The 25,252-nt window shown below is 34.8% G+C and carries 22 protein-coding genes and 1 tRNA gene; 14 read left to right on the forward strand and 9 right to left on the reverse strand.

The window, feature by feature from the left end; translation table 11 throughout:
* The first annotated feature begins 18 nt into the window (after nucleotides 1-18).
* The 3 genes from RTX21_RS14865 to RTX21_RS14875 all read left to right on the forward strand — a co-directional run bounded on the left by RTX21_RS14865 (nucleotide 19) and on the right by RTX21_RS14875 (nucleotide 2,570).
* The gene (locus tag RTX21_RS14865; protein ID WP_312768800.1) at nucleotides 19-1,653 is read left to right on the forward strand and encodes a tetratricopeptide repeat protein; all 1,635 of its coding nucleotides are present in this window, start codon (nucleotides 19-21) and stop codon (nucleotides 1,651-1,653) included.
* Between the two features lie 85 nt (nucleotides 1,654-1,738).
* Nucleotides 1,739-2,461 (forward strand): bacillithiol biosynthesis deacetylase BshB1, encoded by a 723-nt coding sequence (gene bshB1, locus RTX21_RS14870; RefSeq protein ID WP_312768802.1) that lies wholly within the window; start codon nucleotides 1,739-1,741, stop codon nucleotides 2,459-2,461.
* Between the two features lie 33 nt (nucleotides 2,462-2,494).
* Nucleotides 2,495-2,570, forward strand: a tRNA-His gene (locus tag RTX21_RS14875).
* Between the two features lie 108 nt (nucleotides 2,571-2,678).
* Here RTX21_RS14875 and RTX21_RS14880 read toward each other — a convergent pair.
* Both RTX21_RS14880 and RTX21_RS14885 read right to left on the reverse strand, forming a co-directional pair.
* On the reverse strand, nucleotides 2,679-3,014 hold the full coding sequence (locus RTX21_RS14880) for a DUF3276 family protein (RefSeq protein WP_027383662.1): 336 nt from the start codon (nucleotides 3,012-3,014) through the stop codon (nucleotides 2,679-2,681).
* 138 nt (nucleotides 3,015-3,152) lie between these two features.
* A complete protein-coding gene (locus RTX21_RS14885) occupies nucleotides 3,153-4,841 on the reverse strand; it encodes an ABC transporter ATP-binding protein (protein WP_312768805.1) in 1,689 nt (562 codons plus the stop codon).
* A 136-nt stretch (nucleotides 4,842-4,977) separates the two neighbouring features.
* Here RTX21_RS14885 and mqo point away from each other — a divergent pair, with 136 nt between their 5' ends.
* Complete coding sequence (gene mqo / locus RTX21_RS14890) at nucleotides 4,978-6,492, forward strand: malate dehydrogenase (quinone) (protein ID WP_312768977.1); 1,515 nt, start codon at nucleotides 4,978-4,980, stop codon at nucleotides 6,490-6,492.
* Between the two features lie 19 nt (nucleotides 6,493-6,511).
* Nucleotides 6,512-6,907 (forward strand): hypothetical protein, encoded by a 396-nt coding sequence (locus tag RTX21_RS14895; RefSeq protein ID WP_312768807.1) that lies wholly within the window; start codon nucleotides 6,512-6,514, stop codon nucleotides 6,905-6,907.
* Between the two features lie 33 nt (nucleotides 6,908-6,940).
* Here the strand turns inward: RTX21_RS14895 and dapA are convergent, their stop codons facing one another.
* Nucleotides 6,941-7,816, reverse strand: a complete 876-nt coding sequence (dapA, locus tag RTX21_RS14900) for a 4-hydroxy-tetrahydrodipicolinate synthase (protein ID WP_312768808.1) — start codon at nucleotides 7,814-7,816, stop codon at nucleotides 6,941-6,943.
* A gap of 301 nt (nucleotides 7,817-8,117) precedes the next feature.
* Between dapA and RTX21_RS14905 the strand changes: the two genes are divergently transcribed.
* The 6 genes from RTX21_RS14905 (at nucleotide 8,118) to RTX21_RS14930 (ending at nucleotide 13,892) form a co-directional block, all read left to right on the forward strand.
* On the forward strand, nucleotides 8,118-8,660 hold the full coding sequence (locus tag RTX21_RS14905; RefSeq protein ID WP_312768809.1) for a methyltransferase domain-containing protein: 543 nt from the start codon (nucleotides 8,118-8,120) through the stop codon (nucleotides 8,658-8,660).
* 81 nt (nucleotides 8,661-8,741) lie between these two features.
* Nucleotides 8,742-9,506 carry a 5'-nucleotidase C-terminal domain-containing protein gene (locus tag RTX21_RS14910; RefSeq protein WP_312768810.1) on the forward strand — a complete coding sequence of 255 codons (765 nt, stop codon included), beginning with the start codon at nucleotides 8,742-8,744 and terminating at the stop codon, nucleotides 9,504-9,506.
* Entirely contained in the window at nucleotides 9,506-10,456 is a 951-nt protein-coding gene (locus RTX21_RS14915) for a metallophosphatase (protein ID WP_312768811.1), read from the forward strand. Before RTX21_RS14910 ends, RTX21_RS14915 begins: the two co-directional genes overlap by 1 nt.
* 1 nt (nucleotide 10,457) lies before the next feature.
* Nucleotides 10,458-12,716 carry a hypothetical protein gene (locus tag RTX21_RS14920; RefSeq protein ID WP_312768812.1) on the forward strand — a complete coding sequence of 753 codons (2,259 nt, stop codon included), beginning with the start codon at nucleotides 10,458-10,460 and terminating at the stop codon, nucleotides 12,714-12,716.
* Nucleotides 12,717-12,719: 3 nt separating this feature from the next.
* A complete protein-coding gene (locus RTX21_RS14925) occupies nucleotides 12,720-13,397 on the forward strand; it encodes a recombination protein O N-terminal domain-containing protein (RefSeq protein ID WP_312768813.1) in 678 nt (225 codons plus the stop codon).
* A 3-nt stretch (nucleotides 13,398-13,400) separates the two neighbouring features.
* The gene (locus tag RTX21_RS14930) at nucleotides 13,401-13,892 is read left to right on the forward strand and encodes a GNAT family N-acetyltransferase (RefSeq protein WP_312768816.1); all 492 of its coding nucleotides are present in this window, start codon (nucleotides 13,401-13,403) and stop codon (nucleotides 13,890-13,892) included.
* A gap of 465 nt (nucleotides 13,893-14,357) precedes the next feature.
* Here the strand turns inward: RTX21_RS14930 and recG are convergent, their stop codons facing one another.
* From recG to RTX21_RS14955, 5 genes are all read right to left on the reverse strand, one after another.
* On the reverse strand, nucleotides 14,358-16,445 hold the full coding sequence (gene recG, locus RTX21_RS14935) for an ATP-dependent DNA helicase RecG (RefSeq protein ID WP_312768818.1): 2,088 nt from the start codon (nucleotides 16,443-16,445) through the stop codon (nucleotides 14,358-14,360).
* A 195-nt stretch (nucleotides 16,446-16,640) separates the two neighbouring features.
* On the reverse strand, nucleotides 16,641-17,174 hold the full coding sequence (locus RTX21_RS14940; protein WP_312768820.1) for a thioredoxin family protein: 534 nt from the start codon (nucleotides 17,172-17,174) through the stop codon (nucleotides 16,641-16,643).
* A gap of 62 nt (nucleotides 17,175-17,236) precedes the next feature.
* Nucleotides 17,237-18,748: a peptide MFS transporter gene (locus tag RTX21_RS14945; RefSeq protein ID WP_312768821.1), complete on the reverse strand. Its 1,512-nt coding sequence runs from the start codon at nucleotides 18,746-18,748 to the stop codon at nucleotides 17,237-17,239.
* Between the two features lie 124 nt (nucleotides 18,749-18,872).
* Nucleotides 18,873-20,081, reverse strand: coding sequence for a leucine-rich repeat domain-containing protein (locus RTX21_RS14950; RefSeq protein ID WP_312768823.1), 1,209 nt, complete (start codon nucleotides 20,079-20,081; stop codon nucleotides 18,873-18,875).
* Nucleotides 20,082-20,251: 170 nt separating this feature from the next.
* On the reverse strand, nucleotides 20,252-21,967 hold the full coding sequence (locus tag RTX21_RS14955; RefSeq protein ID WP_312768824.1) for a peptide MFS transporter: 1,716 nt from the start codon (nucleotides 21,965-21,967) through the stop codon (nucleotides 20,252-20,254).
* A gap of 132 nt (nucleotides 21,968-22,099) precedes the next feature.
* Between RTX21_RS14955 and RTX21_RS14960 the strand changes: the two genes are divergently transcribed.
* Complete coding sequence (locus tag RTX21_RS14960) at nucleotides 22,100-22,612, forward strand: GNAT family N-acetyltransferase (protein ID WP_312768825.1); 513 nt, start codon at nucleotides 22,100-22,102, stop codon at nucleotides 22,610-22,612.
* 33 nt (nucleotides 22,613-22,645) lie between these two features.
* Here the strand turns inward: RTX21_RS14960 and RTX21_RS14965 are convergent, their stop codons facing one another.
* Nucleotides 22,646-24,322, reverse strand: coding sequence for a peptide MFS transporter (locus tag RTX21_RS14965; protein ID WP_312768826.1), 1,677 nt, complete (start codon nucleotides 24,320-24,322; stop codon nucleotides 22,646-22,648).
* A 379-nt stretch (nucleotides 24,323-24,701) separates the two neighbouring features.
* On the opposite strand from RTX21_RS14965, the gene RTX21_RS14970 reads away from it, so the two are divergent.
* Nucleotides 24,702-24,944 (forward strand): hypothetical protein, encoded by a 243-nt coding sequence (locus RTX21_RS14970; RefSeq protein ID WP_312768827.1) that lies wholly within the window; start codon nucleotides 24,702-24,704, stop codon nucleotides 24,942-24,944.
* Nucleotides 24,945-25,229, forward strand: a complete 285-nt coding sequence (locus tag RTX21_RS14975) for a type II toxin-antitoxin system RelE/ParE family toxin (RefSeq protein WP_312768829.1) — start codon at nucleotides 24,945-24,947, stop codon at nucleotides 25,227-25,229.
* Nucleotides 25,230-25,252: the final 23 nt, after the last annotated feature.

The following is a 25,252-nucleotide window of genomic DNA, read 5'->3' on the forward strand; positions in this document are numbered from 1 at the left end:
ATGAAAACCGATAATATAATGAATGTATCAAAAAAGATAGTTTTAACAGCTGCAATTGGATTTTTTGCAAATTTATCCTTTGCGCAGTCTGTACAAGATGGAATTAATTATGTAGATAGTCAAAAATATGCTAAGGCTAAACAAAATTTTACTGACCTTATTAACAAAGACCCAAAAGATGCAAGCAACTATTTCTATTTAGGAAATGCTTATTTGACTCAATTTGACCCTAATTTTAGTGCTGCGGAAGAAAGTTTTAACAAAGGTCTTGCTGCAGATTCTAAAAGTTATCTTAATAAAATTGGTTTAGCATCTGTTAAGTTAGGAAAAGGCGACAAGTCTGCTATTGCAGAAATCCAACAGATTGTAAAAGATTCTAGAGAAAAGGATGCTGAAGTTCTTTTCAGAGCTGGAGAAGCACTAACTCTTTTCGAAAAAAATAGTTCGCCGGATCTGGCTATTACTTTCCTTAACAAAGCTGTAGAAAAAGCAGATAAAAAAGGAGTCCCTGCCAACTATTACTATTCTCTTGGAGATGCTTACAGATTGAAAAAAGACCCAGGTAATGCGATGTCTGCTTATGATAAAGCTGCGGCTGTAGCACAAAACAAGGCTTCCGTTTATACAAGGATGGGAACACTTTGGATGGCTGCACAAAGATGGCAACAGGCAAAAGAAAATATTGACAAAGCTATTGCAACAGACCCAACTTATGCGCCAGCATATAAGGCTTTAGCAGGATTCAACATCAAATATCAAAAGAATGCTGAAGCGACTCAGAATTTGATCAACTATACCAAGTATGCGGATGATGATCCTTATACAAAATTGGAAATTGCAAAACTATATTTCACAAACGATGATTTTACCAATGCAAAGGCGACATTGGATTCTGTATTTGATAAAGTCGATGATCCTATCAAATACAGATTGAGAGCTTATATCCAATATGGAGACGGAGATTACGCTGGAGCTCAACAAAATATTGAAACGTTTTTGTCAAAAGCTGAGAAAAGCAGAGTCCAGCCTTCTGACGAAGGCTTACAAGGTCTAATTGCTGCGGGTATGGCAAAAGATGAAAAAGATGCCGCAAAAAAAGCACAGTTGGACTCAATTGCCCAACAAAAAATTGCCATTGCAAAAGCCGCAAAAGACGAAACGCTTAAATGGGATGAAGAACTTGCAAAAGTAAAGGGAGGAATCAATTCTGCTTCTGTTGACCAAGGTCCAACTTCTCCGGCCATAGAAGCACTTAAAAAGAAAATTATAGAGAACCCTAGTGATACAGATTCTCTTTACAAATTGGCTACAGAATATCAGAATATTCAAAATTGGAATGGGGCTATCTTGACTTGGGGTAAAATGATTTCTGCTTTACCAGATTGGGCGCCAGCATACTATAGTCAAGGCTATGCATATCAACAGACACAAAATAATGATATGGCGAAAGCTTCTTATGAAAAATTCATTTCTCTTGTAAAACCAGCTGAAATCGAAGCTAGTAAACCAAGCTTAGGTTATGCTTATTTCTTTATTGCATTTATGGAAAAGGATACTAATCCTGAAAAAGCAAAACAAGATATTGCAAAATCTTTGGAATATGAACCAACTTATCAAGATGCAATCAATCTGCAAAAAACTTTGAATAAATAATTTAAATCTTAGTTATAGAAACTTCCCAGCTTCGAAAGTTGGGAAGTTTTTGTTTTTAGTAAATTTGTATAAAAATTTTTTGAGAATGAAATGTGATATTCTTGCAATAGGAGCGCATCCGGATGATGTGGAGTTAGGATGTGGAGGCACTATTATAAAATTGATTTCTGAAGGAAAAAAAATAGGTATTATTGATTTGACCGAAGGCGAGCTGGGTACAAGAGGTACTGCCGAGACGAGAGCTGTTGAAGCAAAAGATGCGGCAGTGATTTTAGGAATTAGTTTAAGAGAAAACCTAAAACTGAAGGATGGATTTCTTAATAACTCAGAAGAATATCAATTGAAAATAGTAGAGAAAATAAGAAAATATAAGCCCGAAATTGTCTTGGCGAATGCAATAGATGATCGTCATCCTGATCATGCAAAAGCAGCAAAATTAATATCTGATGCTTGCTTTTTGTCTGGGTTGAAAAAAATTGAAACATTTGATAATGATAAATTGCAAGATGTATGGCGCCCGAAACATATTTTTCATTATATCCAATGGAAAAATATAGAACCCGATTTTGTGATGGATATTACAGGATTTTTAGATAAAAAAATAGAAGCTTGCCTGGCTTATAAGACACAATTTTATAACCCCGAATCTAATGAACCTATTACGCCAATTGCAACGAAGGATTTCTTAGAGAGCCTGACTTACAGAGCTCAAGACTTAGGAAGGCTTTCTGGAGTGGAATATGCGGAGGGTTTTACAACAGAAAAATTAATTGCAATCAAAAATTTTGAAGGAATAGTTTGCAATTAAATGATAAAATGTTATATTTGCACACGCAAAAACGGTGATTGTAGCTCAGTTGGTTAGAGCGCCGGATTGTGGTTCCGGAGGTCGGGGGTTCGAGACCCCTCATTCACCCACAAAAAGAGCATCTCATATTTGAGATGCTCTTTTCTTGTATAGAAAATATATTATATTTTAAATAAACAAAAAAATCACATCCTAAGGTGTGATCTTTATTTTTTTCTTAAACTTCATCGTCCGAGTCAATTGTAAAAGATTTTGATTTGAAATCTTTGTCATGTCTTTCAGAGATTACATCTTCGCCTTTTTGCTGGATGATAAAGTCTGTAGATTCATTAAATAATTCTTGGAAACTTTTGAAATCTTCTTTGTAAAGATAGATCTTATGTTTTTCGAAAGTTGCCTCACCATTTTCACCGAAATTCTTCTTGCTTTCTGTAATGGTCAAATAATAGTCACCTGCTTTTGTCTCCCGCACATCAAAGAAATACGTTCTTCTGCCTGCTTTCAACACTTTAGTGAAAATCTCATTCTCATGTCGTTCTTTAAATTCACTCATCGTTAAATATTTTTTAGAAATCTGTATTAACAAATATAACAGAATTCTTGGAAATTCAAAATGTTTTGTTAAAAAAAAGTATTAAATAGGTTGTTTTCTTAAAATTTTGATAAAATTTTGAATCGTTTTATATCGAATTTAATTCAAATATAGAATTTCATCTGCGCGTTTTGCACTTGATTCTCTGTGGGTTATTATAATAGAAGTTGTAGTTTTGATATCATTGTCTATGTTCTGTAAAATGTTTTCTTCTGTTTCTGTATCCAATGCAGAAAGACAGTCGTCAAAGATTAAAAGATTAGGCTGTTTAATCATTGCTCTGGCAATGCAAATCCTTTGTTTCTGCCCTCCAGAAAGCATTACGCCCCGTTCACCAACCATAGTTTTGTACTGCTCTTTGAATCCTTCGATATTTTTATGAACATCTGCTTTTTTCGCCATTTCTACTACCAAGTTATGGTTTGGATTATCGATAGCAAAGCCAATGTTATTCTCGATCGTATCAGAAAACAAATAACTTTCCTGCGGAGTATATCCAATTTGGTCCCGGTACAACTTCAGATTATGTTTTTTTATATTTTTTCCATCAATGAGAATCTCACCTTCATCAGGATCGATCAAACGACAAAGAAGTTGAGCTATGGTTGATTTTCCACTTCCGGTTTTTCCCATTATCGCCAAAGATTTTCCAGCATCAATTTTAAAACTCAGATTATCGATTGCCTTGATGCCTGTATTTGGATAAGTATAACTTACGTTTCGGAATTCGATTTCGCCATTTATTGGATAAACCTCGTTATTCATATTTACAATCTCCGATTTTATATCCAGGAATTCATTTACACGTTGCATACTAGCATCAGCCCTTTGATTGACAGATGTTACCCAGCCCAGCATAGAGAAAGGGAAAATCAGCATATTGATGTACATAAAGAAATCTGCGATTGTTCCTACACTCATTTCTCCTGCAATATACTTTTGCCCTCCGATGTAAAGAATGGCAACATTCAGAAGTCCGATAACGAAAATGATAATTGTGAAAAAGTAAGCTTCTGTTCTTGCCAGATCAAGCGCTTTATCCTGATAATCTTTAACTTTGATACCATAATTTTTCTCGATATATCTTTCCTTGCTGAAAAATTTTACAACACGGATTCCCGAGAAACTGTCTTGTACAAAAGTCGAAATGCCAGATTGGCTTTTCTGCATCACTTTCGATTTTTTATTGATGATGTCACTCACTTTATAGATTCCGTAAGAAAGAATCGGAAGAGGGATCAATGTCCAAAGTGTCATCTGCAGATCGGTCATGAACATATAAACACTTGTAATGATCAATAGAATGATAAGGTTCACAACATACATAACACCAGGACCAAGATACATCCTGATGGCAACAACATCCTCACTCAATCGGTTCAGCAGATCCCCGATGGTTGTCTTTTTGTAATCCGTAACAGACAGTTCCTGATAATGACGGTATATTTTGTTCTTCAGTTCATATTCGATTCTTCTGGATGCTACAATAATGGTTTGGCGCATCATAAATGTGAAAAAGCCAGAAAGTAGGGAACAGCCAATTAAGATTCCGGAATTGATGAAAATTACTCTGAAGTATGTCCAATTATTCTTAATATTATCAATGATATTAAGGTCAGAAGATAGGTTTAATGTTGAATAATTCTTCTCGATAATATTAATGGTCTGTCCGATATATTGGATTTTGTAGATCGCAAAAAAGTTACTCAGGATAATAAATAAAAATCCCCAAAAAAGTAAGACGCGATGTTTCCAGAAATAAGGGTTAAGTGTCTTTAAAGCTTTCATTTTTCAAACTTTGTTTTTCCAAAGCCGATGCAAAATTAATGATTTAAAATTTCAGAGAATACTTTAAAATCAGATTTGAGATTTCTTAACAAATGATAAGACATTTTAAATCAAATAGTCTGATAAGTTGACATTTATCAGTAATTTTGCACTCGAAAAATCTAAATATATGACTCCCAAACCAAAATATGATGTTGCATTGATTGGAAGCGGTATAATGAGTGCAACTTTGGCAGCAATGCTCCACGAGTTTGATCCGAAACTCAAAATTGTAATTTTTGAAAGACTTGGTGAAGTAGCAAAAGAAAGTTCATCTGCATGGAACAATGCAGGGACAGGACATTCAGCTTTTTGTGAACTGAATTACACACCGGAAAAAGAAGGTAAAATCGATATCAAAAAAGCTGAGTATATTGCTGAGCAATTTGAAGTTTCTAAGCAATTTTGGTCTTATCTTATCAATAAAGGATTGATCGACAATCCGAAAGAATTCATCAACTCTTGTTCGCACATGAGCTTTGTGTTTGGTGAAAAAGATGTAGAATATCTCAAAAAAAGACACGCTGCATTGCAAAAATCGGCATTATTCCAAGGCATGGAATATGCAGATGACCACAAAACTTTAGAAAAATGGGTTCCATTGATGATGCAGAAGAGAATGTCCAGCGATAAACTGGCAGCTACAAAAATGGATCAGGGGACGGATATTGATTTCGGGAAATTGACCTCAAAACTGATTAATTATTTGAAGGATAAAGAATCTATAGATGTTTTCACATACCATGAAGTAAAAGATGTTTCTCCTATGAAAAAAGGAGAATGGAAACTGAAAGTTAAAAATAGAAAAAGTCTGGAAAAGCATAATCTAAAAGCGAAGTTTGTTTTCATAGGAGCTGGTGGATATGCTTTACCACTTTTGGAAAGCTCCGGAATCGAGGAAAGTAAAGGTTATGGAGGTTTTCCAGTGAGTGGACAATGGTTGGTAACAACTAATCCGGAATTGGTGGAAAAACACCAGGCCAAAGTTTATACGCAGGCTACGGTTGGTGCACCGCCAATGTCTGTACCACATCTTGACCTTAGGATCATAGATGGTAAAAAAGCATTGCTGTTTGGCCCTTTTGCTGGTTTCTCAACCAAGTTTTTGAAAGAAGGAAGTTACTTAGATTTGCCGGAAAGTGTTAATTTCAAAAATATCCGTTCATTGTTTGGTGCATGGTGGCACAATATGCCTTTGACCAGATATTTGATTCAACAAGTAACGATGAACAAATCTCAGAGAATGTCGCATTTGAGAGATTTCGTGAAAGATGCAAAAGAGGAAGATTGGGAATTGAAACATGCAGGGCAAAGAGTTCAGATCATCAAGAGAGACAGATTCGAAGGTGGAAGATTGGAATTCGGGACAGAAGTGGTTGTTAACAAGGATGGGAATATCGCATCACTTTTAGGTGCTTCTCCGGGAGCTAGTACGTCTGCATTTGCAATGATCATGGTACTTGAAAAATGTTTCAGTGAAAAACTCAAAAACGAATGGCACGGCAAACTTCTGGAAATGGTGCCAAGCTATGGGAAAAAGTTAGCTGAACATCCGGAATTGATTCAACAGATCAGAGAGTATTCTAAAGAAAAATTAGAATTAGAATATTAATTTTTTTAACTCAATAAAAATGAGTGAAACTATTGTAAAACCATATATTGCAGACGAACTTCTTGAAAAGATCAGATCTGAAATTGTAGAAGAAAAACAAGTGATTCTACATTGCTGCTACAAGTCGGAGTTTTTTCTTGAAGAGAAGATCAGGATATGGTCTTCTATTTATCTGGTTGACAGACAATCTGAACATGTTTCAAAGCTTGTTCATTTTGAGAATATCAGTCTTTTTCCGGAATGGACAGATGTGCCTTTTGGAAAAGAATACTGGTTTACATTAGTTTTCTCGGGATTACCAAAAAACTGCAAAGTATTTGATTTTATAGAACTGATTCCACAAAACAATGGATTTTTCCAAGAAGGAATTGTGAGAAATTCCTCGGATGTTTATAAGATTAAATTAGATATGTAAATAAAAAAGGTTCAGAATATTCTGAACCTTTTTTTAAGAAATCTTTTGCATCTCTTGTTTTATCTTTTCCTGAAGAGTTTCCGAAGCAGGAACCAATGGAAGCCTCAAGTAATTTTTGATCAATCCTTTTTCTGCAAGAATGGTTTTAACACCGCAAGGATTACCTTCTGCAAAAATCAGTCTGGTGATCTCTACCAAAGAATTGTGGATCTTATAAGCCTCGTCAACTTCTCTTTTAAGGGCCAGTTTTACCATTGTTGAGAATTCTTTTGGATAAGCTTGCCCAATTACAGAAATTACACCATCTCCACCAGCTAAAGTTACAGGAAGTGTATATTCGTCATCGCCAGACATTAGAGAAAAATTTTCAGGTTTCTGTCTCAAAATGTCAAAATATTGCAGAATATTTGGAGCAGCTTCTTTTACCATAAAAAGATTGGGGAATTCATTTGACAATCTTAGAGTTGTAGAAGCTTCTACGTTTTGTCCGGTTCTCCCCGGAACGTTATAAATGATGATTTTTTCACCAGTTTCAGCCAAAGCTTTATAATGCTGGTAAAGTCCTTCCTGATTTGGCTTATTGTAATAAGGAGATACTGATAAAACAGCCTCGAAATCTGATAGGTCGGTTTCCTTGATCTGTTGTACAACCTCAGCCGTATTATTCCCTCCGATTCCTAGAACAAGAGGCAATCTGTTATTATTGATTTTTGTGATGTGAGCAATTACCTTTTCCTTTTCCTCTTTGGAAAGCGTTGCAGCTTCTGCTGTCGTTCCCAAAACAACAAGAAAATTGGTTCCGTTGTCTATATTATAATCGATTAATCTCGTAAGAGCATCAAAATCTACTGAAAGATCTTCGTTGAAAGGTGTTACCAAAGCCACACCTACGCCTTTTAACTGACCCATTTTTATTTGAAAATTAAATTTCTCAAAGTTAATTTATTTTAATAAGTCCACAAGTATTATATTTGTCATTATTTGCCTTTTTTAGGCGGAAATCTCCATTTCAGAAAATTCAAGAATGCTGTATAATACTTTAAAAAAAATATTACCAAAAGGTTTTTTAATAAAAAATGAGATTTTTTTCAGAAAAATAATTTATCTCTATTACATAGGAAATTCTTATCACTGCCCGATTTGTGATAGATCATTCCGGAAATTTCTACTCAATCAACGCAGGGAAAAATTATGCCCAAGTTGTGGAAGCATGCCTCGGGACAGAAGGCTTTTTGCAGAATTCAAGAAAGAATATTCGGGAGATAATATTATTAAATTATTGGATTTCTCCCCTTCAAGATCATTATACAGAAAGCTCAAGAGTTCCAAAAATATCCACTATTTTCCCACAGACCTTTCTACAGACTTCATAGCAGAATATCAATATGATATTACAAACATTCCTGTAGAAGATGGCTTTTTTGATTATATTTTCTGCTATCATATTTTGGAGCACATAGAGGATGATGCAAAGGCAATGTCCGAATTGTACAGAGTTCTGAAAAATGATGGGAAAGTTTTTGTCCAAACACCTTTCAAAGAAGGTGATATATACGAAGTTCCAGAAGCAAAGACAGATGAGGATAGATTGAAGTATTTTGGACAGGCTGATCATGTCAGGCTTTATTCGGTAAAAGGTTTAGCGGAAAGGTTGGAAAAGATAGGTTTTAATGTAACAATCAAAACCTTTGAGCAGGATGACGATCTGGGTTCTAATAAAAAAGATACCGTTTTACTTTTGAATAAAAATTGACGTTGCATTTAACTGGACAATAATTAATTAGTTGGTTTTGAAGTCTTAAAATCATTAGATTTGTATTCATATTTTCTTTCAATGAAAAATAAAATTTTTGGATTCGGAATCATTGGATTGTTGATGACTGGCTGTAAAGCACCTCTCAGCATTGCAAACATCCATACTGAAAAAAACATATATATTACCGACAAGCTACAAGAGGACAGGGCTATGGATGCCGTTATCCAACCTTATAAACATGAGCTTGAAGGTAAGATGAACACCAAAATCTCCCATACCAATGTAGAACTTAATAAATCCGGAGATAATAGCAATCTCGGAAACCTTTTGGCGGATTATACTTTCGAAGGTGCAGATCAATGGGCAAAAAATAACAATATACCTCCTATTGATGCTGCTGTGATCAACATTGGCGGAATTAGAAATATAATTCCAAAAGGAGACATTACTCTGAAAAATATTTATGAAGTGATGCCCTTCAATAATGAAATTGTAATTGTAAAAATGTCCGGAAAGGTTATTGATGGTATGTTCCAATATTATTTGAAAACGCAGCAAAATAACCCGGTTTCTCATATGATAATAGAAACAGACGGAGGAGATGTGATATCGAAAAGGCTTATCAACGGCAAAACAATTGATGAAAACAAAACGTATTATATTGCAACATCGGATTATTTAGCTTTGGGAGGAGATAATATGTTTTTCTTCAGCAAAGGCGAAATGATTCCTACAGGCATCAAGATGCGTGATCTATTTCTGGAAAAATTTAAGCAAAATCCAGAAGTTTCTGCGCCTGATGACGTCAGATTGATCTTTAGAAATAAAAAAGTGCAGGAATAATGAAAAGAAAAGAATTTCTAAAGTGTATTGGAGGCGGAAGTCTCGCTTTGACATTAGCACCTGATCTTTTGTTAGCAGAACAATTTGACATATTGAAAAAAAAATCTGCAAACAAGCTGACAATTTTGCATACCAATGATCAGCACAGCAGGATTGAACCTTTTGCCGATTCGTTTAAAAGCAATCCCAATCAGGGTGGATTTGCGAGAAGAGCTTCATTGATCAAGAAAATCAGAAGTGAGGAAAAAAATGTTTTGCTTTTGGATTCGGGAGATATTTTCCAGGGAACACCATATTTCAATTTTTTCGGAGGAGAGTTGGAATTCAAATTAATGAGCATGATGCAATATGATGCATCTACGATGGGAAACCATGATTTTGACAATGGGTTGGAAGGCTTTTTGAAAGTACTGCCAAATGCGAAATTCCCTTTCATCTGTTCCAATTATGATTTTAAAAATACAATTTTGGATGGTAAGACCGAGCAGTATAAGATATTTAACAAAAACGGAATCAAAGTAGGGATTTTTGGAGTTGGAATAGAGCTGAATGGTCTTGTAGGAAAAAAGAACTATGCAGAAACCATTTATCATGACCCGATAGAAATTGCGCAACACTATTCTGATCTTTTAAGGAAAGAAAAAAAATGCGACCTTGTGATTTGCCTTTCCCATATTGGATTCGACTACAATGATCAACCAGATAAAATATCGGATAAACATTTGGCGGCAAAAACTTCTGGGATAGATTTGATTTTAGGTGGACATACTCATACTTTCCTTCCGGAGCCTCTAACTTTTCAGAATAAGGAGAGTAAGAATGTTATTGTAAATCAAGTAGGTTGGGCAGGTATTTTATTAGGAAGATTGGACTTTTATTTCGACAAAAATAATGATTTGAAAAATATTTCGTGGAATAATCAGTTAATAGATGAAAACATAATAGTTTAGGATGAAGAAAATTTTATTAATTATATCATTTTGCATAGCTCTGATCTCTAATGCACAAAGCAAGTGGAGCGATCTTTTCTCTTACAATAATGTGAAAGTTATAAGAGAGGATGGTGATCGATTGGTTGCTGCTACAGAAAACGGAATTTTTTATTACTACCCTGGGACGGGCGAGATCAAAAAATTGTCGAAAGCCAATGGTTTGCACGAAGTTAAAATTTCGGCTTTCGATTATAATTCAACAACTCAAACAGGTATTGTCGGGTATGAAAATGGATCTTTGGATGTTATTACACCAAACGGAATATTTTTAATCGTAGATATTCCTTTAAATGCATCATATAACGGAAGCAAAAGAATTAATCATATTTCTATAAATGGTGATAGGGCAATTATTTCTACTGGCTACGGAGTGTCAATATTTAATGTTACAAGAAGGGAATTCGGAGATACTGCCTTTTTTTCAACGGGATCGACTTATGAAGCTGTAAATTCTGCTGTTATCAAAGATAATACCGTGTATGTTGCAACAGGTCAAGGATTGAAACAACACGAAATTAATTCTACATTTGCAATATATTCTGAATGGAATGCAAGCCCCAACTTGATACAGACTGGTATTTTCAAAAAAATTGACGCTAATAATGTTATCGCTTTTGCCACAGCTAAGGAAGTTAGATACGGCAACGGGTCGAGCTTCTCAACAATTTCTGGGTTTATAGATATCCAGGATATTAGAGTTACTCAGAATCAGATTATTGTTACCGACCAAGCTCAGGTTTATGTTTATAATACCAATGGTATACAACAAAAAAAATTCGACGCAGGAGAACTCGTCAATACTGCTTTGATTTATAATAATACATTATTTACAGGAACTATGGCTTCAGGGATGTTTAATGAACAAAAAAACAGCCTGAAACCAGATGGCCCATTCAGTAATATATCATACAAAATCTCATTGTTAAATAATCAGATCTGGGTTTCTACTGGAATTAGAGAAGGACAGTATAATACACCTCTCAGTCAAAGATTGGGATATTATCATTTCGATGGTAACTCTTGGATATATCCGGATTTGTTTAAAAATGACCCATACAGATTTTACTGCCTTTTAGATGTGACACCCAACCCGTCAGACCCATCAGAAGTATTTTTTACCAACTATTATACTACATCGCCATGGGGGCCGGCTTTTGATTCTGATAAAGGAATATATAAGATGGTGAATGACCAGTTTGTGAAAAAATACGTTTCAGAAGGTACCAAAGATCTTTCCAGACCAGTGGGATGTACATTTGATTCAAATAATAATTTAATATGTTCTGTAGCATTTCTTCAAAATACTACTGGCACAACCGGATTTTACTCTTTTAACAGAAGTGCGGATAATTTTGTGTTAACTACAACATCCATTAGTGATGGGGCACAGAAGCCGATCTCAAAAGATGGTGCTCTTTATATTCCTATACCAAGAGGGATTGGAGGGTTATTGATGTACAATTATAATAATACACCATTTAATAGTTCAGATGATTCTTTAAAACTTCTGAACAGGGATAATAATCTTCCGGTTGCAGATGCAGTAAGCGTAGCACTGGATAAAAATGATGATCTTTGGATAGGGACTTCAGAGGGACTCAGGGTGTTATCAAATCCTAAAGCTGCGATTTTGGAAGCCAGTCCACAAACAGAAGAGATCATAATAGAAGAGAATGGATTGGCAGAAGAACTCTTTAGAGATGCTAATATACTACAGATCACTGCGGATTCTGGTAATCAGAAATGGGTTTCAGTTGCAGGAGGAGGAGTCTTCTACATCAGTTCTAATGGTGATAAGACTATTTACCATTTTACAAAAGCAAACTCTCCATTACCAAATGATAGTGTGACAGATATACAGATTGATGAAAAGACAGGGAAAGTCTATTTTGCAACTTTGGATGGGATAATGGTTTATCAAGGTGATGTCACAGAAGTTACATCTAATTTTGGAAACGTCTTGGTATACCCTAATCCTGTTGTCTATTCCCAGTACAAAGGTAATGTAAGGATTCGAGGTCTGGCTTCTAAAACTAATATCAGAATTACAGATGCAGCAGGTAACCTTGTGCATTCTGCAGTCGCCAATGGCGGATATTTCGAATGGAATCTTAATAATCAAAGAGGCGTAAGAGTAGCGTCAGGAATCTATTATGTTTTGATGACCAATGAAGATGGAACTGATACAGCCACCGCAAAAATAGCTGTCGTAAATTAAGAAATGACCCAAGAAGTTTTTTTACTATCTTATACAAAATATGGAGATCACGATGCTGTTCTCCATTGTTTTTGTAAAGAAAACGGGTTCGAAAGCTTTTTTGCAAAAGGAATCTATGCTCCGAAGAATAAGAAGAAGGCTTTCCTTTTTCCATTGAATGAATTATTGCTTTACACTTCAGACAAGAAAAAAAATATTCGGAATATTACCAAAATAGAGCAGAAAAACCCGGAGCTTTTCACTTCTGATATTCGGAAAAATTCTATTCTCTTTTTTATTTCAGATTTGCTGAATCAAGTTCTTAGGAATGAAAATCAAAATCAAAATATATATTCCGAGATTTCTATTTTCTTGAGTCAATTGCAAATGGATAATTTCCAATCTCATTTGATATTTATTTTTAGATTACTAAAGCAACAGGGATTACAGCCATTATTTTCCAACAAAACCTACTTGAATCCAGAATCAGGAAACTTCGAGGAAACCGAATCTCATCATTTTTTTGATAAAGATATTTCTGCGATTTGGAAAGAATTAATTATTTCCCAAACTCCATATGATATAAAGCTAAGCAGAATAGGAAAACAAAACTTCCTCGATTCCATTCTAGTTTATTTTCATTATCATTTTACCGATTTCCGAGAACCTAGATCTCTGGAAATCATCAAAGAAATTTTTTAAATCATGATTATCAAAGCCGAACAAAAAGATATTCCAACCATTCAGGATTTAGCTAAAAAATCATGGAGTTTCGCTTATGCCAATATTCTGAAGCAAGAGCAAATCGACTATATGCTGGAATTGATGTATTCCGAGAAAACTTTAAAAGAGCATTTTGAAAACCCTAATTATCAATATTATTTAGTTCAAGAAAATAATGAATTCTTAGGTTTCATCGGCTTCGAGATTCATCAGGAAGCAGAAACTACAAAACTTCACCGCATCTATTTTCTGAAAGAAGCGCAAGGAAAAGGCTTGGGAAAAAAAGCATTGGAATTTGTAATCAATGAAGCAAAAAACGTAAATGATAAAAGAGTAGTCTTAACGGTCAATAAAAATAATATGGCCCAAAAATTTTATGAATCTCAAGGTTTCAAAGTTTATGATGAAGCAATTTTCGACATCGGAAACGGTTATGTGATGGATGATTACCTTATGGAATTTATGATTGATTAATAATTTACCAAAGCATTTGCAACCTCGCAGATGCTTTTTTGTGAATGATTTTTTCCTCATTTTACTCGCTAAAAGTGAATTGAGAATGAACAGCTTTCAAACTTGAAATTTTTATCAATTAGATTCCGGACTTTTCTATTTTGCTTTAATTCTGATTTTAAGTTCATTAATGAAAATTAAAATATTTCAAATATCAATTTTCTAAAACAGTATTATGTACGTATTAATTCTCAGTAAAACTTGACTAAACTTATCCTTAAGCATTATTAATAAACGAATAATCATTCATTAAAATTCTATTTCGCGGATAATTTTAGATTTGTCCCAGAACGAAATCAGAACGCCTGATAGTAATTTTTCTTCATATACTATTTTTTAAATTTAGAAGTCTGTTATTTTATAGCAGACTTTTTTGGTTAAATTTAATTCAGGTTTTAACTTAAACTCTCAAATACAAAAACCTCTCTAACTAATCTGCGACCACTTATTTTTCCCTTTATATTGCTTTATGTAATATTGCTTCATCACAAGATTGTCCGGATGATTAAGCAAAGAATCTTTTTCCAGGATCTGTTCCACAGCTTGTTTCGAAACTTTTATAATAACAGAATCTTCTATCAGACTTAACTTTTTGAAATCCACGACACCGCTTTGCTGAGTTCCCAGAATGTCCCCAGGACCACGCAATTCCATATCCACTTCCGAGATTTTGAAACCATCATTCGTCTGAACCATTGTTTTGATTCTTGTTCGGCTTTCTTTGCTCAGTTTGTCGTCTGACATCAGGATGCAATAGCTCTGTTCTGCGCCTCTACCAACACGTCCGCGCAACTGATGAAGCTGTGACAACCCGAATCTCTCCGCACTTTCTATTACCATTACAGAAGCGTTCGGGACATTCACACCAACCTCTATTACGGTTGTTGCAACCATGATCTGTGCTTGTCCCGATGCAAAATATTGCATATTGATATCTTTCTCAGTGGGTTTCATTCTTCCGTGAACCATTGTCACATTATAACTTTTGAAGAAATTCATAACGTGTTCCAGACCTTCCATCAGATTTTTGTAATCTAGAGTTTCAGATTCTTCAATTAATGGATAAACAAAATAAATTTGACGTCCTTTCTCTATTTCTTCTCGACAGAAATTGTAAACCGAAAGTCTATCCTTTTCCCGTCTGTGAGCCGTGATGATTGGTTTTCTTCCAATCGGCAATTCATCAATTACAGAAACATCCAAATCCGAATAAAAACTCATTGCCAAAGTTCTCGGAATGGGCGTTGCTGTCATCACTAAAATGTGTGGCGGAATATTATTTTTTGCCCAAAGTTTTGCCCGCTGAGCCACTCCGAATCTATGCTGCTCATCGATAATCGCTAATCCCAGTTTATGGAATTTCACTTTATCTTCAAGAATTGCGTGTGTTCCAATCAAAATAGAAAGTTCGCCGTTTTCCAGTTCCTCGTGGATGATTCTTCGTTCCTTGGTTTTGGATGAACCTGTCAGCAACAGGACTTTTATATCAGTATTTTCTAATAATTCCTGAATTGAATTAAAATGTTGTTGTGCCAAAATCTCTGTCGGCGCCATAAGACAAGACTGGAAACCGTTGTCCATCGCAATCAGCATTGTTAATAATGCCACCATCGTTTTCCCCGAGCCAACGTCGCCTTGCAATAATCGGTTCATTTGGGTCGAACGTTTCATATCGGTTCGGATTTCCTTTAGAACACGTTTTTGGGCGTTGGTTAATTCAAATGGAAGATTATTTTCATAGAATTGATTGAAATAATCACCAACAATTGGAAACGGATTTCCAAATGATTTAGTTTTTTGATGAAGCTTTTTAAGTCCATAACCCAATTGAAAGAAAAAAGCTTCCTCGAATTTCAATCGTCGATTGGCTTCATCGTAATGTTTTAAATCTTTAGGAAAATGAATATTGTAGTAAGAATTCAGTCTTCCCATCAACTTCATCGATTTCAAAAGATATTCGGGCAAATTCTCCGAAATAAAATTTGGTAAATCCTTCAAAAGATTGAAAATCGCAGTTTGGAATAACTTATTGGTAATGCCCCGTTTGGTTAATTTCTCACTCCCTGGATAAACGGGCAAAAGCGTTCCTGATAAAGCTTTCTTTTCATCGACCTCAATTTCCGGATGTGGCATTGAGAAATTTCCATTAAAGAAATTGACTTTGCCAAAAATGAAAATATCTTTATTAAGCGGAATTGCATCTTTCATCCAGTTGGTGTATCGAAACCAGATCAAATCCATCGTTCCCGTTTCATCGCGGAACTTTGCAGACAAACGTTTTCCCTTTTCATAAACCACTTCCTGTAAGTCGGTGATTTTTCCTTTTAGCTGTATGTCTGTTTCAGAATATTTTGTCAAGTTTCCGATTTTATAGATTTTGCTTTTATCAATATATCGGATTGGGTAAAATGTCAGAAGGTCTTCCACAGTCGATATACCCAACACGTTTTTGATGAGTTTTGCGCGTTCGGTTCCGATATTTTTGAGAAATTCTATGGAAGTTTCTAAAGTCAATTAAAAAATTAATTTTGACGAATTTCGGGAAATTAAAGGAAACCACAAAAAGCACAAAAGAAAAACACGATCTTTGTCATTTCGTACGAATCTAAGCTTTATCAATCCAAAAAGATAAAATTAAGTTTGGTATTTTGCTAAGAACTTTTAATGTTTCTGTTGGATTTAATTAGAAAATTCCTTTTATAATGATTTCTATTCCTTTATCTTGGATCTAAACTTCTTCTGGTAGCTTTCCCATTCTTTTTGGGTCTTGATGTTTTTATACTCATTTTTTGCGATCATTGTGAAATATGGCTCCACTTCTTTCGCTTTTAGAGCACCAGACAGGCTTGTGATCGGGTCGGTATTTTCATCCAGGAAAATCATTGTCGGGATAATGTTGATGTTCATATATTTTGAGAACTGGTGTAGACCGTTCTTTCCCTTTTTACTTTTGTAGTCAGGATTTGTGAATTTATGCCCTGCAAAAGTTACAGATTCGTTTCCATCGCTCTCAAACTTGACAGCATAATAATATTGGTTGATGATTTTTGCAATTTCCGGGTGATTGAACGTGTATTTCTCCATCTCCTTGCACGGCGCGCACCAATCTGCATAAAAATCGATGAGGATTTTTCTCGGTTCTTTTTTCTGAGCCTCCAGAGCCTGCGAAAGTGTTATCCAGCGGACTTGGGCGATTCCAAAGAATCCGGTTGTTAAAAGAAATATTAGTATTAGTTTTTTCATTTGTGTTTTTTTAATATACTTTTAATTACATTCTTATGGTTTAGACGTTTTAGTTACCCTTTTTACTTTACACCCTGCATCAGTTTTTTTACGAATGGTGAAATCAAAATTAATATTACTCCGGCAATCAATGCATATAATCCCAATTGTTTATATCCATCGGTGTAAGTGATAAGAGCATCATGATTGGTGGCCCCGGATTTTACTTTTGCTAATCCTGCTCCTATTTGCCCTGCAACATATTGCCCATAAGCAGAAGCTAAGAACCACATTCCCATCATCATTCCCTGTAGTTTTTCTGTGGACAGTTTTGTCATAATAGACAATCCGATTGGTGATAGACATAGCTCTCCGAAGGTAATCACTAATAGTGCTATGGTAAAGATATTAAGCGAAGTTATCCCTTGCAGATTGGCGAAAAATTTGGTTCCAAAAAGGACATAATAGCCTAATCCTAAGAATATAAATCCTAATCCGAATTTGTTGATAGTATTTGGTTCCAGTTTCTTTTTGTTTAGCCAGATCCAAAATAATCCAACTAATGGTGCCAGAAAAATGATAAAGAAAGCGCCTCCTGAATTGTTAACACCATTCGGATCCAATCCGAAAAGGTCTTTGTTGAGATTCTTCGCTGCGAAAATACTGAGTGAGCCACCGCTTTGCTCATAGATTCCCCAGAATAGAATGGAGAAAATAATAAAGATCAATGCTGCCCAGAGTTTTTTGCGTTCAGGTGCAGTTACTTTCGTCATCTCATAAAAAAGGTAGAGTAGTGTCAATGGCCCGACGGTCCACATAAAATAATCGGTGTATTGTGGAACAGAAACCATTGTCATGATCAATGGAATGAAAATCAATGAAAGAATGTAAACGCCATATTCTTTCCATTTTTCTAGTGGAGAAAAAGAACCATCCTTATTAATTTTTTGAGGAGCAAGTCCGATTGGACCCAGCCGTCTTTGTGTGAAAATGAAATTAACCAGACTGACGACCATCACAATTGCGGCTAATCCGAAAGCTACATTCCATCTTTTATGTTCTGGTATAAAATCAGAAAACATTTCGCCTTTTCCAATGGCGATACAAAGATAGCCACCTAAAAGTGCTCCAAGATTGATTCCTGCATAGAATAACGAAAATCCGGCGTCGGTTCTTGTGTCGTTAGGTTTATATAATTTTCCAACCATTGTGGAGATATTCGGTTTGAAAAACCCTGTTCCCACAACAGTGAACGAGATTCCCAAAAAGAAATAATCGTGAGGATTGGCAGCAAGAATAAGGCTACCTATGATCATCAGAATGCCGCCCCAAAACAAAGATTTTCTGAATCCAAGAATCTTATCTGCAAACAAACCGCCCACAAAAGTAAATGCGTAAACAAAAGCCTGTGTTGCACCATATTGTAGATTAGCTTGCTCATCGCCAAATTTCAATTGAGAAATCATAAAGAAAACGAGCATCCCCCGCATCCCGTAAAAACAGAAACGTTCCCACATTTCTGAGAAAAATAAAGACCAGATCTGTTTAGGATATTTTCCTTTGAAATTCTGGATTTCTTCAAGTGTAAGATTCATAGATGATAATTAAGGATTATCGGTTAAGCGCTTAGTAGAGCTATTGCATTTTGCATCCTACGAATTTAACAAAAAAAACCTATGAAAGTCAGAGGTTTTTTAAGTCTTTTAGAGGTTTATGGTTTTATTCTTTAATGAATTTTGAATCAATCACAGAATGTTCGGTATAAACTTTCAAAATATAATATCCTCTAACAATATCCGAGACCGATATTTTGTTGTTTTCTACCTTCAAATTAGCTTTCATTAATCTTCCCGACAAATCTAAAATTTCTACTTTTTTAATTTTTTCAGATGTTTCGAGATTTAAAATATCTTTCACAGGATTTGGGAAGACAGATATTTTTTTGGTTTTAGAAATATTTTCGGTTTGTAATAATGAACAATCGCTTGTTACGGTAATATTTGTACTGACAAGGCTTTGTACGTAGCTTTTTTCTATCTCATCACAACAAATAGATCTTAAACTAGGATTGTCATGAATGATAACATATGCTTGGAAACTTTCATTTTTCATCTGTATTGTTTCTAGTTGATTGTTGTTGCAATCAAAATATTCAAGACTGGAACAGTTTTGTAGTTCTAAAGTTGTTAATTGATTATGATCACAATACAGTTTCTTAAGATGACTTAATTCATCTAAGTTTAAAAAAAACAATTGATTGGAGCTGCAGGAAAGAATATAAAAATTTATACAACCTTTTATATCCAAAGAGTTTATTTGATTGTAATTGCAATTTAAGACTTGTAAATTGGTCAAATCGTGTAAATCTAAAGAAGTTAATTGATTATCTGCACAATCCAAAATTGCAAGATTAGTACAATCTCGTACATTTAAAGAAGTCAAATTGTTGTAATAGCATAATAGTTTTTGAAGATTAACACATCCCTTTATATTCAACGAAGTAATTTGATTATTAAAACAATATACTTCTTCAAGATTAGTGCAGTCCTGTAAATTTAGCAATGCTAATCCATTTGCGATTTGACTGTCACAAGACAAAATTTTAAGATTAGAGAAACCCTGTAGATCTAATGTGGATAAAAGGTTTTTGCCACAATCTAATATTTGGAGATTAACAAAACTCTTTATGCCCTCCAAACTATGAATTCCATCACCATACAAAATGAGTTTGTATACTTGTTTAGCTTCTGTTTCTTGTATTTCACCATCATTATTAGCATCTAGATCATATATGTAATTTCCATTTATGTCCTGTGCATTTCCGGCTAATAAAGCTGCTTTAAAATTTACATCCGGAATGTTTACAATTTGTGCGTGCAATTTTATTAGAAAAAGAAAGGCCAGTAAAAAAAATAATCTTGTTTTCATATTTGTGTTTTTTTCGAATTTAAAACTATGAAAAAGATTCAAAAGCAATACTTACTAATTAGAATTTGCGGTGTTTGAACTAGATTTGATGTGAAAGAAGCTGTTTTGAATATATTAAAAAACCACCGGATATCCGGTGGTTTAAATTTATAGATCAATGTGAAAGTTTTTTACTTCACACCGTGCATCATTCTTTTAAGAATAGGCGATAAGAAAGCTAACAAAACAGCTGCAATTCCACAAAGCACCACGAAAACCATAAAGAATTCGAAAAGATTGTGAATGGTAAAACCTGCGAATGTTGTGTATTCTGTCGGCAATTGTGCAGTAGCAAAAGCTTTTGTTTGTTCAGGATTTAATGTTATTTTTTTATCCAGAACATCCTGAAGATTAACACCGATTTCCTGTGCTTTTGCAAATTTGTCCCCAGTTGCAGGGATGATTGCTCCCAAAGTTCCGGCTAAAGCGTAACCCGCAGCATTCGCGATAAAGAATACACCATATAATAAAGATGAGAATCGTTTAGGTGCCAATTTACCAACCAAAGATAATCCGATTGGGGATAAACAAAGTTCACCCATTGTTTGGATCAGATAAAGTAAAATTAACCATTTTATAGCTAATAATCCTGAGTTTCCAAGGTCTTTTACGTTATAAGCAATGATAAAATAAGATAGTGCAATCAAAGCCAAACCAATCGCTTGTTTCAAAGGAGAAACCGGTTCTTTGCCTCTGGCTCTTAATTTATCCCAAAGTAAACTGAATGGTAAAGCCAAAAGAACCACGAAAAGCCCGTTGAAAATCTGAACCATTGAAGGCGGCATATCCCAGCCGAAAATATTTCTGTCAGTTTGATTATCTGCGATGAAGGTTAATGATGAACCTGCCTGCTCAAAAGCTGCCCAGAAGAAAATAATGAAAAACGAAACAATGTAGATCACCCAGATTCTTTGTCTTTCGATTTTGTTCTCAGCAGAGCTCATAATGAGGAATGCTAATGAAATTCCGGCGGCATAGATGAAAGGATAAATAATTCCTTTTATCAGCTGTCCCATTTCCACAGAGTTGAATCCAAATTCGCCTACCAAAAAGTACCTGAAGATGAAGAAAAGAATCACAAATAAAACCGTTGTAATTCCAATTGCTTTTCCTGTGAATTTTGCTGTTTGGGCTTCACCTTCTTCAAAGTCTTCGCTTGTATTATGCTTTGGTAATCCTCCGATTGGTCTTCCTTCCGGCGTTACAACATATCTGTTTTTAAGGATGAAGAACGTTACAGTTCCGATAATCATCGCAATCGATGCGGCTAAAAATCCCCATTTGAAAGCAAAGATATCTCTTACTCCGGATGCATCTTTTACGTCACCTACGTATGGACAGATGAACTGACCAAGAAACGCTCCAATGTTAATTCCCATATAGAAAATAGTAAATGCTGAATCTAATTTAGATTTTTCTTGTTTTGGATAAAGACTTCCCACCATTGATGAAATGTTAGGTTTGAAGAACCCGTTTCCGAATATAATTACAAAAAGAGCAAACCACATTAGACCTTTTGCACCGCCAAGATTGTCAGAAAAAGTTGAAGCACTCAGGAAAAGTAAGAATTGTCCAATTGCCATCAAACTTCCTCCTAAAATAATACAATTTCTGTTACCCAAATATTTATCAGCAATGAAACCTCCCAGAAGTGGCGTTAAATAACATAATGCCAAGAATCCACCATAGATGATAGAAGCATCTGCTTCTCTTATCAGTAGAGAGTTTACCATAAATAAGGTAAGCAATGCTCTCATCCCGTAAAAATTAAAACGCTCCCACATCTCCGTCCCAAATAGGACCCACAAGCCTTTAGGATGTTTCGAACTAGTCTTTACTGTCTCCATATAAATTAATTGTTAAATTTTCTTAAAGGTAACAAATATAGTTTTTTTTCATAAACGTAAGTGATTCAAGTTGCTGTTTATGCAAGATTTAATAATCCATATTTTATAGATTTGATTTAATTTTGTCTTTTTATGGAAATGAATTTAGAATTTAGAAAGGCAATTACTGAAGATTCTTCAGAGATTTGGGAGATATTACAGGACGCTATTACAAGGAGAAAGAACGACGGAAGCCGACAGTGGCAGGACGGTTATCCGAACTTAGAAACTGTAAAATCTGATATCGAAAAAGGACTGGGTTATGTTTTATTGGTTGACGGAATTGTGGCAGGTTACAGCGCACTAATTTTCAATGATGAGCCGGCTTATGACGCTATCGAAGGAGAATGGCTGACTAATGGAGACTTTTTGGTGGTTCACAGAGTAGCGATTTCAGACAACTTTGCTGGGAAAGGTTTATCTAAAAAGATTTTCAGCTTTATCGAAGATGTTGCAAAAGAGAATAATACATTCAGTATAAAAGTAGATACCAATTTTGATAATCCGGCAATGCTGACGATTCTGGACAAATTAGGTTATCAATATTGCGGAGAAGTCCATTTCCGGGGAAGTGCAAGAAAAGCTTTTGAAAAGATACTGGAGTAAATCAACTTACCCAGTATCTTTTTGTTCAAATAATTAATCCACACCTTTCTCTTTCATTACTTTATTCAAAAACTTCAGCATAAAAAGTCCTAGAACAAAAGCAAAAATCAGCAGAGCAAAGTTGACCAGGAAATAATATTCTTTATTTTCATAATTGTACCAAGTGCTGGCAAGAATGCCCGAAAGTTTATTTCCGACAGAATTCGCTAAGAAGAATCCTCCCATCATCAATGCTGTGATTCTACTTGGGGACAATTTTGAAACGACCGATAATCCCATTGGTGACAAGCAAAGTTCCCCAATTGTTACGACACCATAACAGGCAACCAACCAAAGTGGAGATACTTTTACGGCACCATTTTGTCCTGCAAAAACCGCAGCGACCATTACCAGACAGGATAAAGCCGTGATAAATGTTCCAATCACGATTTTTGTTGGTGTTGTCGGTTCTTTTCCTCGCCTTCTGAAAATTGCCCAGAAACCAACAATTACCGGTGTAAGCACAATTACCCAAAATGGATTGATAGACTGGAATAATTCTGTATTGAATAGATAAACTTCCTGTTTCGGATTAGCTTCAAACTTTTGCTGTTCTTCCGGATTGATATTTTTGAAATAAACATCTTTTCCCTGAACTTTTATAGTTTCTCCAGCTTTATTCTTCTGCGAACGGAATTGATTGTCATAAACCGGAACTTCTTTGTTTTCATAGGATTTTCCGTTAGTTCCGTCTTTTCCGTCGAGCATATAGATGTTACGCATCGGTTCTACCAATTTGTCTGGAATACTTCTGTCCGTATAATAATTGGCCCAACGTGTAAGTGCGGTTCCGTTTTGCTTGAAAATAGCCCAGAAAAACATACAAACCAAGAATATCAAAAGTAATGCTCCAATGGGTCTTTTCTCATCTTTATTGGCCTTGAAATAAAGCGAAATATAAAAGTAAATTACAGGAATGCAGGCAAAAATAAATGCATCTGTAGAATCGCTTCCAAAAATATTGTCAGGGATTATCCAACCAATCGCTCCGGCAATCAAGGCTGGTAAAAATACTTTCAGAAGAACGTCTGATATCTTGCTGTCGCCTTCCTGTGCTTTTTTCATTTCGCAGGCGTGACGAATATGTTTCAACCCAAAACTAAAAATCACCAATCCAATCAGCATCCCGACACCAGCAGCGATGAAAGCCTCGCCCCAGCCATACCGGTTACGCATATAGGCCGCAATAATGTTGCAGACAAACGCCCCAATATTGATTCCCATATAGAAGATATTGTAGCCAGTATCTTTGTTCTTTTTATAAGGTTCTTCGGAATAGAGATTTCCCAAAACTGTAGAAATCGTCGGCTTGAAAAATCCGTTTCCGACAATTATCAATCCTAATGAAGTATAAAAAAGTGGTAATTCTTTAAACAATCCAAGGCCAATATAACCTGCGGCCATCAATATTCCTCCTACATAAATGGATTTGATGTAGCCTAATAAACGCTCGGCAAGAAAACCTCCAAGAAATGGAGTGAGATAAGTTAAAGCAATATAAGTCCCAAAAACATCATCTGCCATTTTATCGGGCAGTCCAAGTCCACCTTTGTCTCCGCTGGGCTCGATAACATACAGAACAAAAATCCCGAGAATCAAATAATAACCAAAACGTTCCCACATCTCGGTAAAAAATAAATAAGGTAAGCCTTTTGGATGCTTGGTTTTCATAAGTTTAATTTTTCACAACGTTCCCAAAAATAGGATTTTAAATTTAATTGATGTAATAAAAATAGTTACTGAACTGTCTGTTTATTAAAATTAGCAGGATTTGACAAGTCAAGATTATCAATCTTTGATAGTTTTGAAATAAAATATGAATAAGCATTTTTTATAAATCTAAATTTTTCAAAGTACTGGTAACAATATTTTTAGTTGTCACACTTATTTACATATTTCAGAATGGCTATGATTTGGAAGAATTAGTGGATGCTGTAAGGTTTTAATTTTAGTTTTTACCTATTTAGAAACTAAAAAATGTTCAGCCGAATTTAGCATTTATAATAATAACAGAATTTTGCTAAATTTGATAAAGCTAAACATTTGAACAATGGAAATCACGATAAAAGATTTGGAAAACGATTTGAAGTCTTTGCCAAAAGAACTTCTGAAAGAGGTGAGCGATTATGTTGCCTTTCTAAAATTTAAGTATGGACAAGATTCAAATGAAGTGAAGCTGGAAGATTGGCAAAAAGAAATCTTGGATGAAAGGTTATTATATCTAGAAAAAAATCCTAACGATACTTTAGATTTTGAGAATACAATTGCAGAATTGAAAAAAAAATATACCTAAATGTATATTGAATTAAGTTTTCAGGCATTACAAGATATCGAAGAGATTTTGGAATATTATTCTCGAATCAATCAAAAACTACCAACTAAGTTTCTTGAAAGAATTGAAGAGGCAAAATCAAGAATTGTCAATTCCGAATTAGGATTTGAAATTAAGTATAAAACAGTACGCACTGTATTGTTAAAACAATTTCCCTATCATTTGCATTACGTTTTAAAAGATGACAATATTATTATAATTGCAGTTTTGCATAGCCGAATCAATCCGAAAACTTACTTATATTAAAAAACCGCAAAAGAAAAAATCTT

Origin of the sequence: Epilithonimonas sp. (assembly GCF_032054305.1) — a bacterium.
In the GTDB taxonomy this organism is placed as follows: domain Bacteria; phylum Bacteroidota; class Bacteroidia; order Flavobacteriales; family Weeksellaceae; genus Epilithonimonas.

Coding starts and splice junctions, on each gene's coding strand:
- RTX21_RS14920 (WP_312768812.1), top strand. CDS start 10,458: ATGAAGAAAATTTTATTAATTATATCATTTTGCATAGCTCTGATCTCT.
- RTX21_RS14915 (WP_312768811.1), top strand. CDS start 9,506: ATGAAAAGAAAAGAATTTCTAAAGTGTATTGGAGGCGGAAGTCTCGCT.
- RTX21_RS14910 (WP_312768810.1), top strand. CDS start 8,742: ATGAAAAATAAAATTTTTGGATTCGGAATCATTGGATTGTTGATGACT.
- RTX21_RS14865 (WP_312768800.1), top strand. CDS start 19: ATGAATGTATCAAAAAAGATAGTTTTAACAGCTGCAATTGGATTTTTT.
- RTX21_RS14925 (WP_312768813.1), top strand. CDS start 12,720: ATGACCCAAGAAGTTTTTTTACTATCTTATACAAAATATGGAGATCAC.
- RTX21_RS14970 (WP_312768827.1), top strand. CDS start 24,702: ATGGAAATCACGATAAAAGATTTGGAAAACGATTTGAAGTCTTTGCCA.
- RTX21_RS14955 (WP_312768824.1), bottom strand. CDS start 21,967: ATGGAGACAGTAAAGACTAGTTCGAAACATCCTAAAGGCTTGTGGGTC.
- RTX21_RS14905 (WP_312768809.1), top strand. CDS start 8,118: ATGCCTCGGGACAGAAGGCTTTTTGCAGAATTCAAGAAAGAATATTCG.
- RTX21_RS14945 (WP_312768821.1), bottom strand. CDS start 18,748: ATGAATCTTACACTTGAAGAAATCCAGAATTTCAAAGGAAAATATCCT.
- RTX21_RS14930 (WP_312768816.1), top strand. CDS start 13,401: ATGATTATCAAAGCCGAACAAAAAGATATTCCAACCATTCAGGATTTA.
- dapA (WP_312768808.1), bottom strand. CDS start 7,816: ATGGGTCAGTTAAAAGGCGTAGGTGTGGCTTTGGTAACACCTTTCAAC.
- RTX21_RS14895 (WP_312768807.1), top strand. CDS start 6,512: ATGAGTGAAACTATTGTAAAACCATATATTGCAGACGAACTTCTTGAA.
- RTX21_RS14965 (WP_312768826.1), bottom strand. CDS start 24,322: ATGAAAACCAAGCATCCAAAAGGCTTACCTTATTTATTTTTTACCGAG.
- RTX21_RS14950 (WP_312768823.1), bottom strand. CDS start 20,081: ATGAAAACAAGATTATTTTTTTTACTGGCCTTTCTTTTTCTAATAAAA.
- RTX21_RS14960 (WP_312768825.1), top strand. CDS start 22,100: ATGGAAATGAATTTAGAATTTAGAAAGGCAATTACTGAAGATTCTTCA.
- RTX21_RS14975 (WP_312768829.1), top strand. CDS start 24,945: ATGTATATTGAATTAAGTTTTCAGGCATTACAAGATATCGAAGAGATT.
- RTX21_RS14885 (WP_312768805.1), bottom strand. CDS start 4,841: ATGAAAGCTTTAAAGACACTTAACCCTTATTTCTGGAAACATCGCGTC.
- bshB1 (WP_312768802.1), top strand. CDS start 1,739: ATGAAATGTGATATTCTTGCAATAGGAGCGCATCCGGATGATGTGGAG.
- RTX21_RS14940 (WP_312768820.1), bottom strand. CDS start 17,174: ATGAAAAAACTAATACTAATATTTCTTTTAACAACCGGATTCTTTGGA.
- RTX21_RS14880 (WP_027383662.1), bottom strand. CDS start 3,014: ATGAGTGAATTTAAAGAACGACATGAGAATGAGATTTTCACTAAAGTG.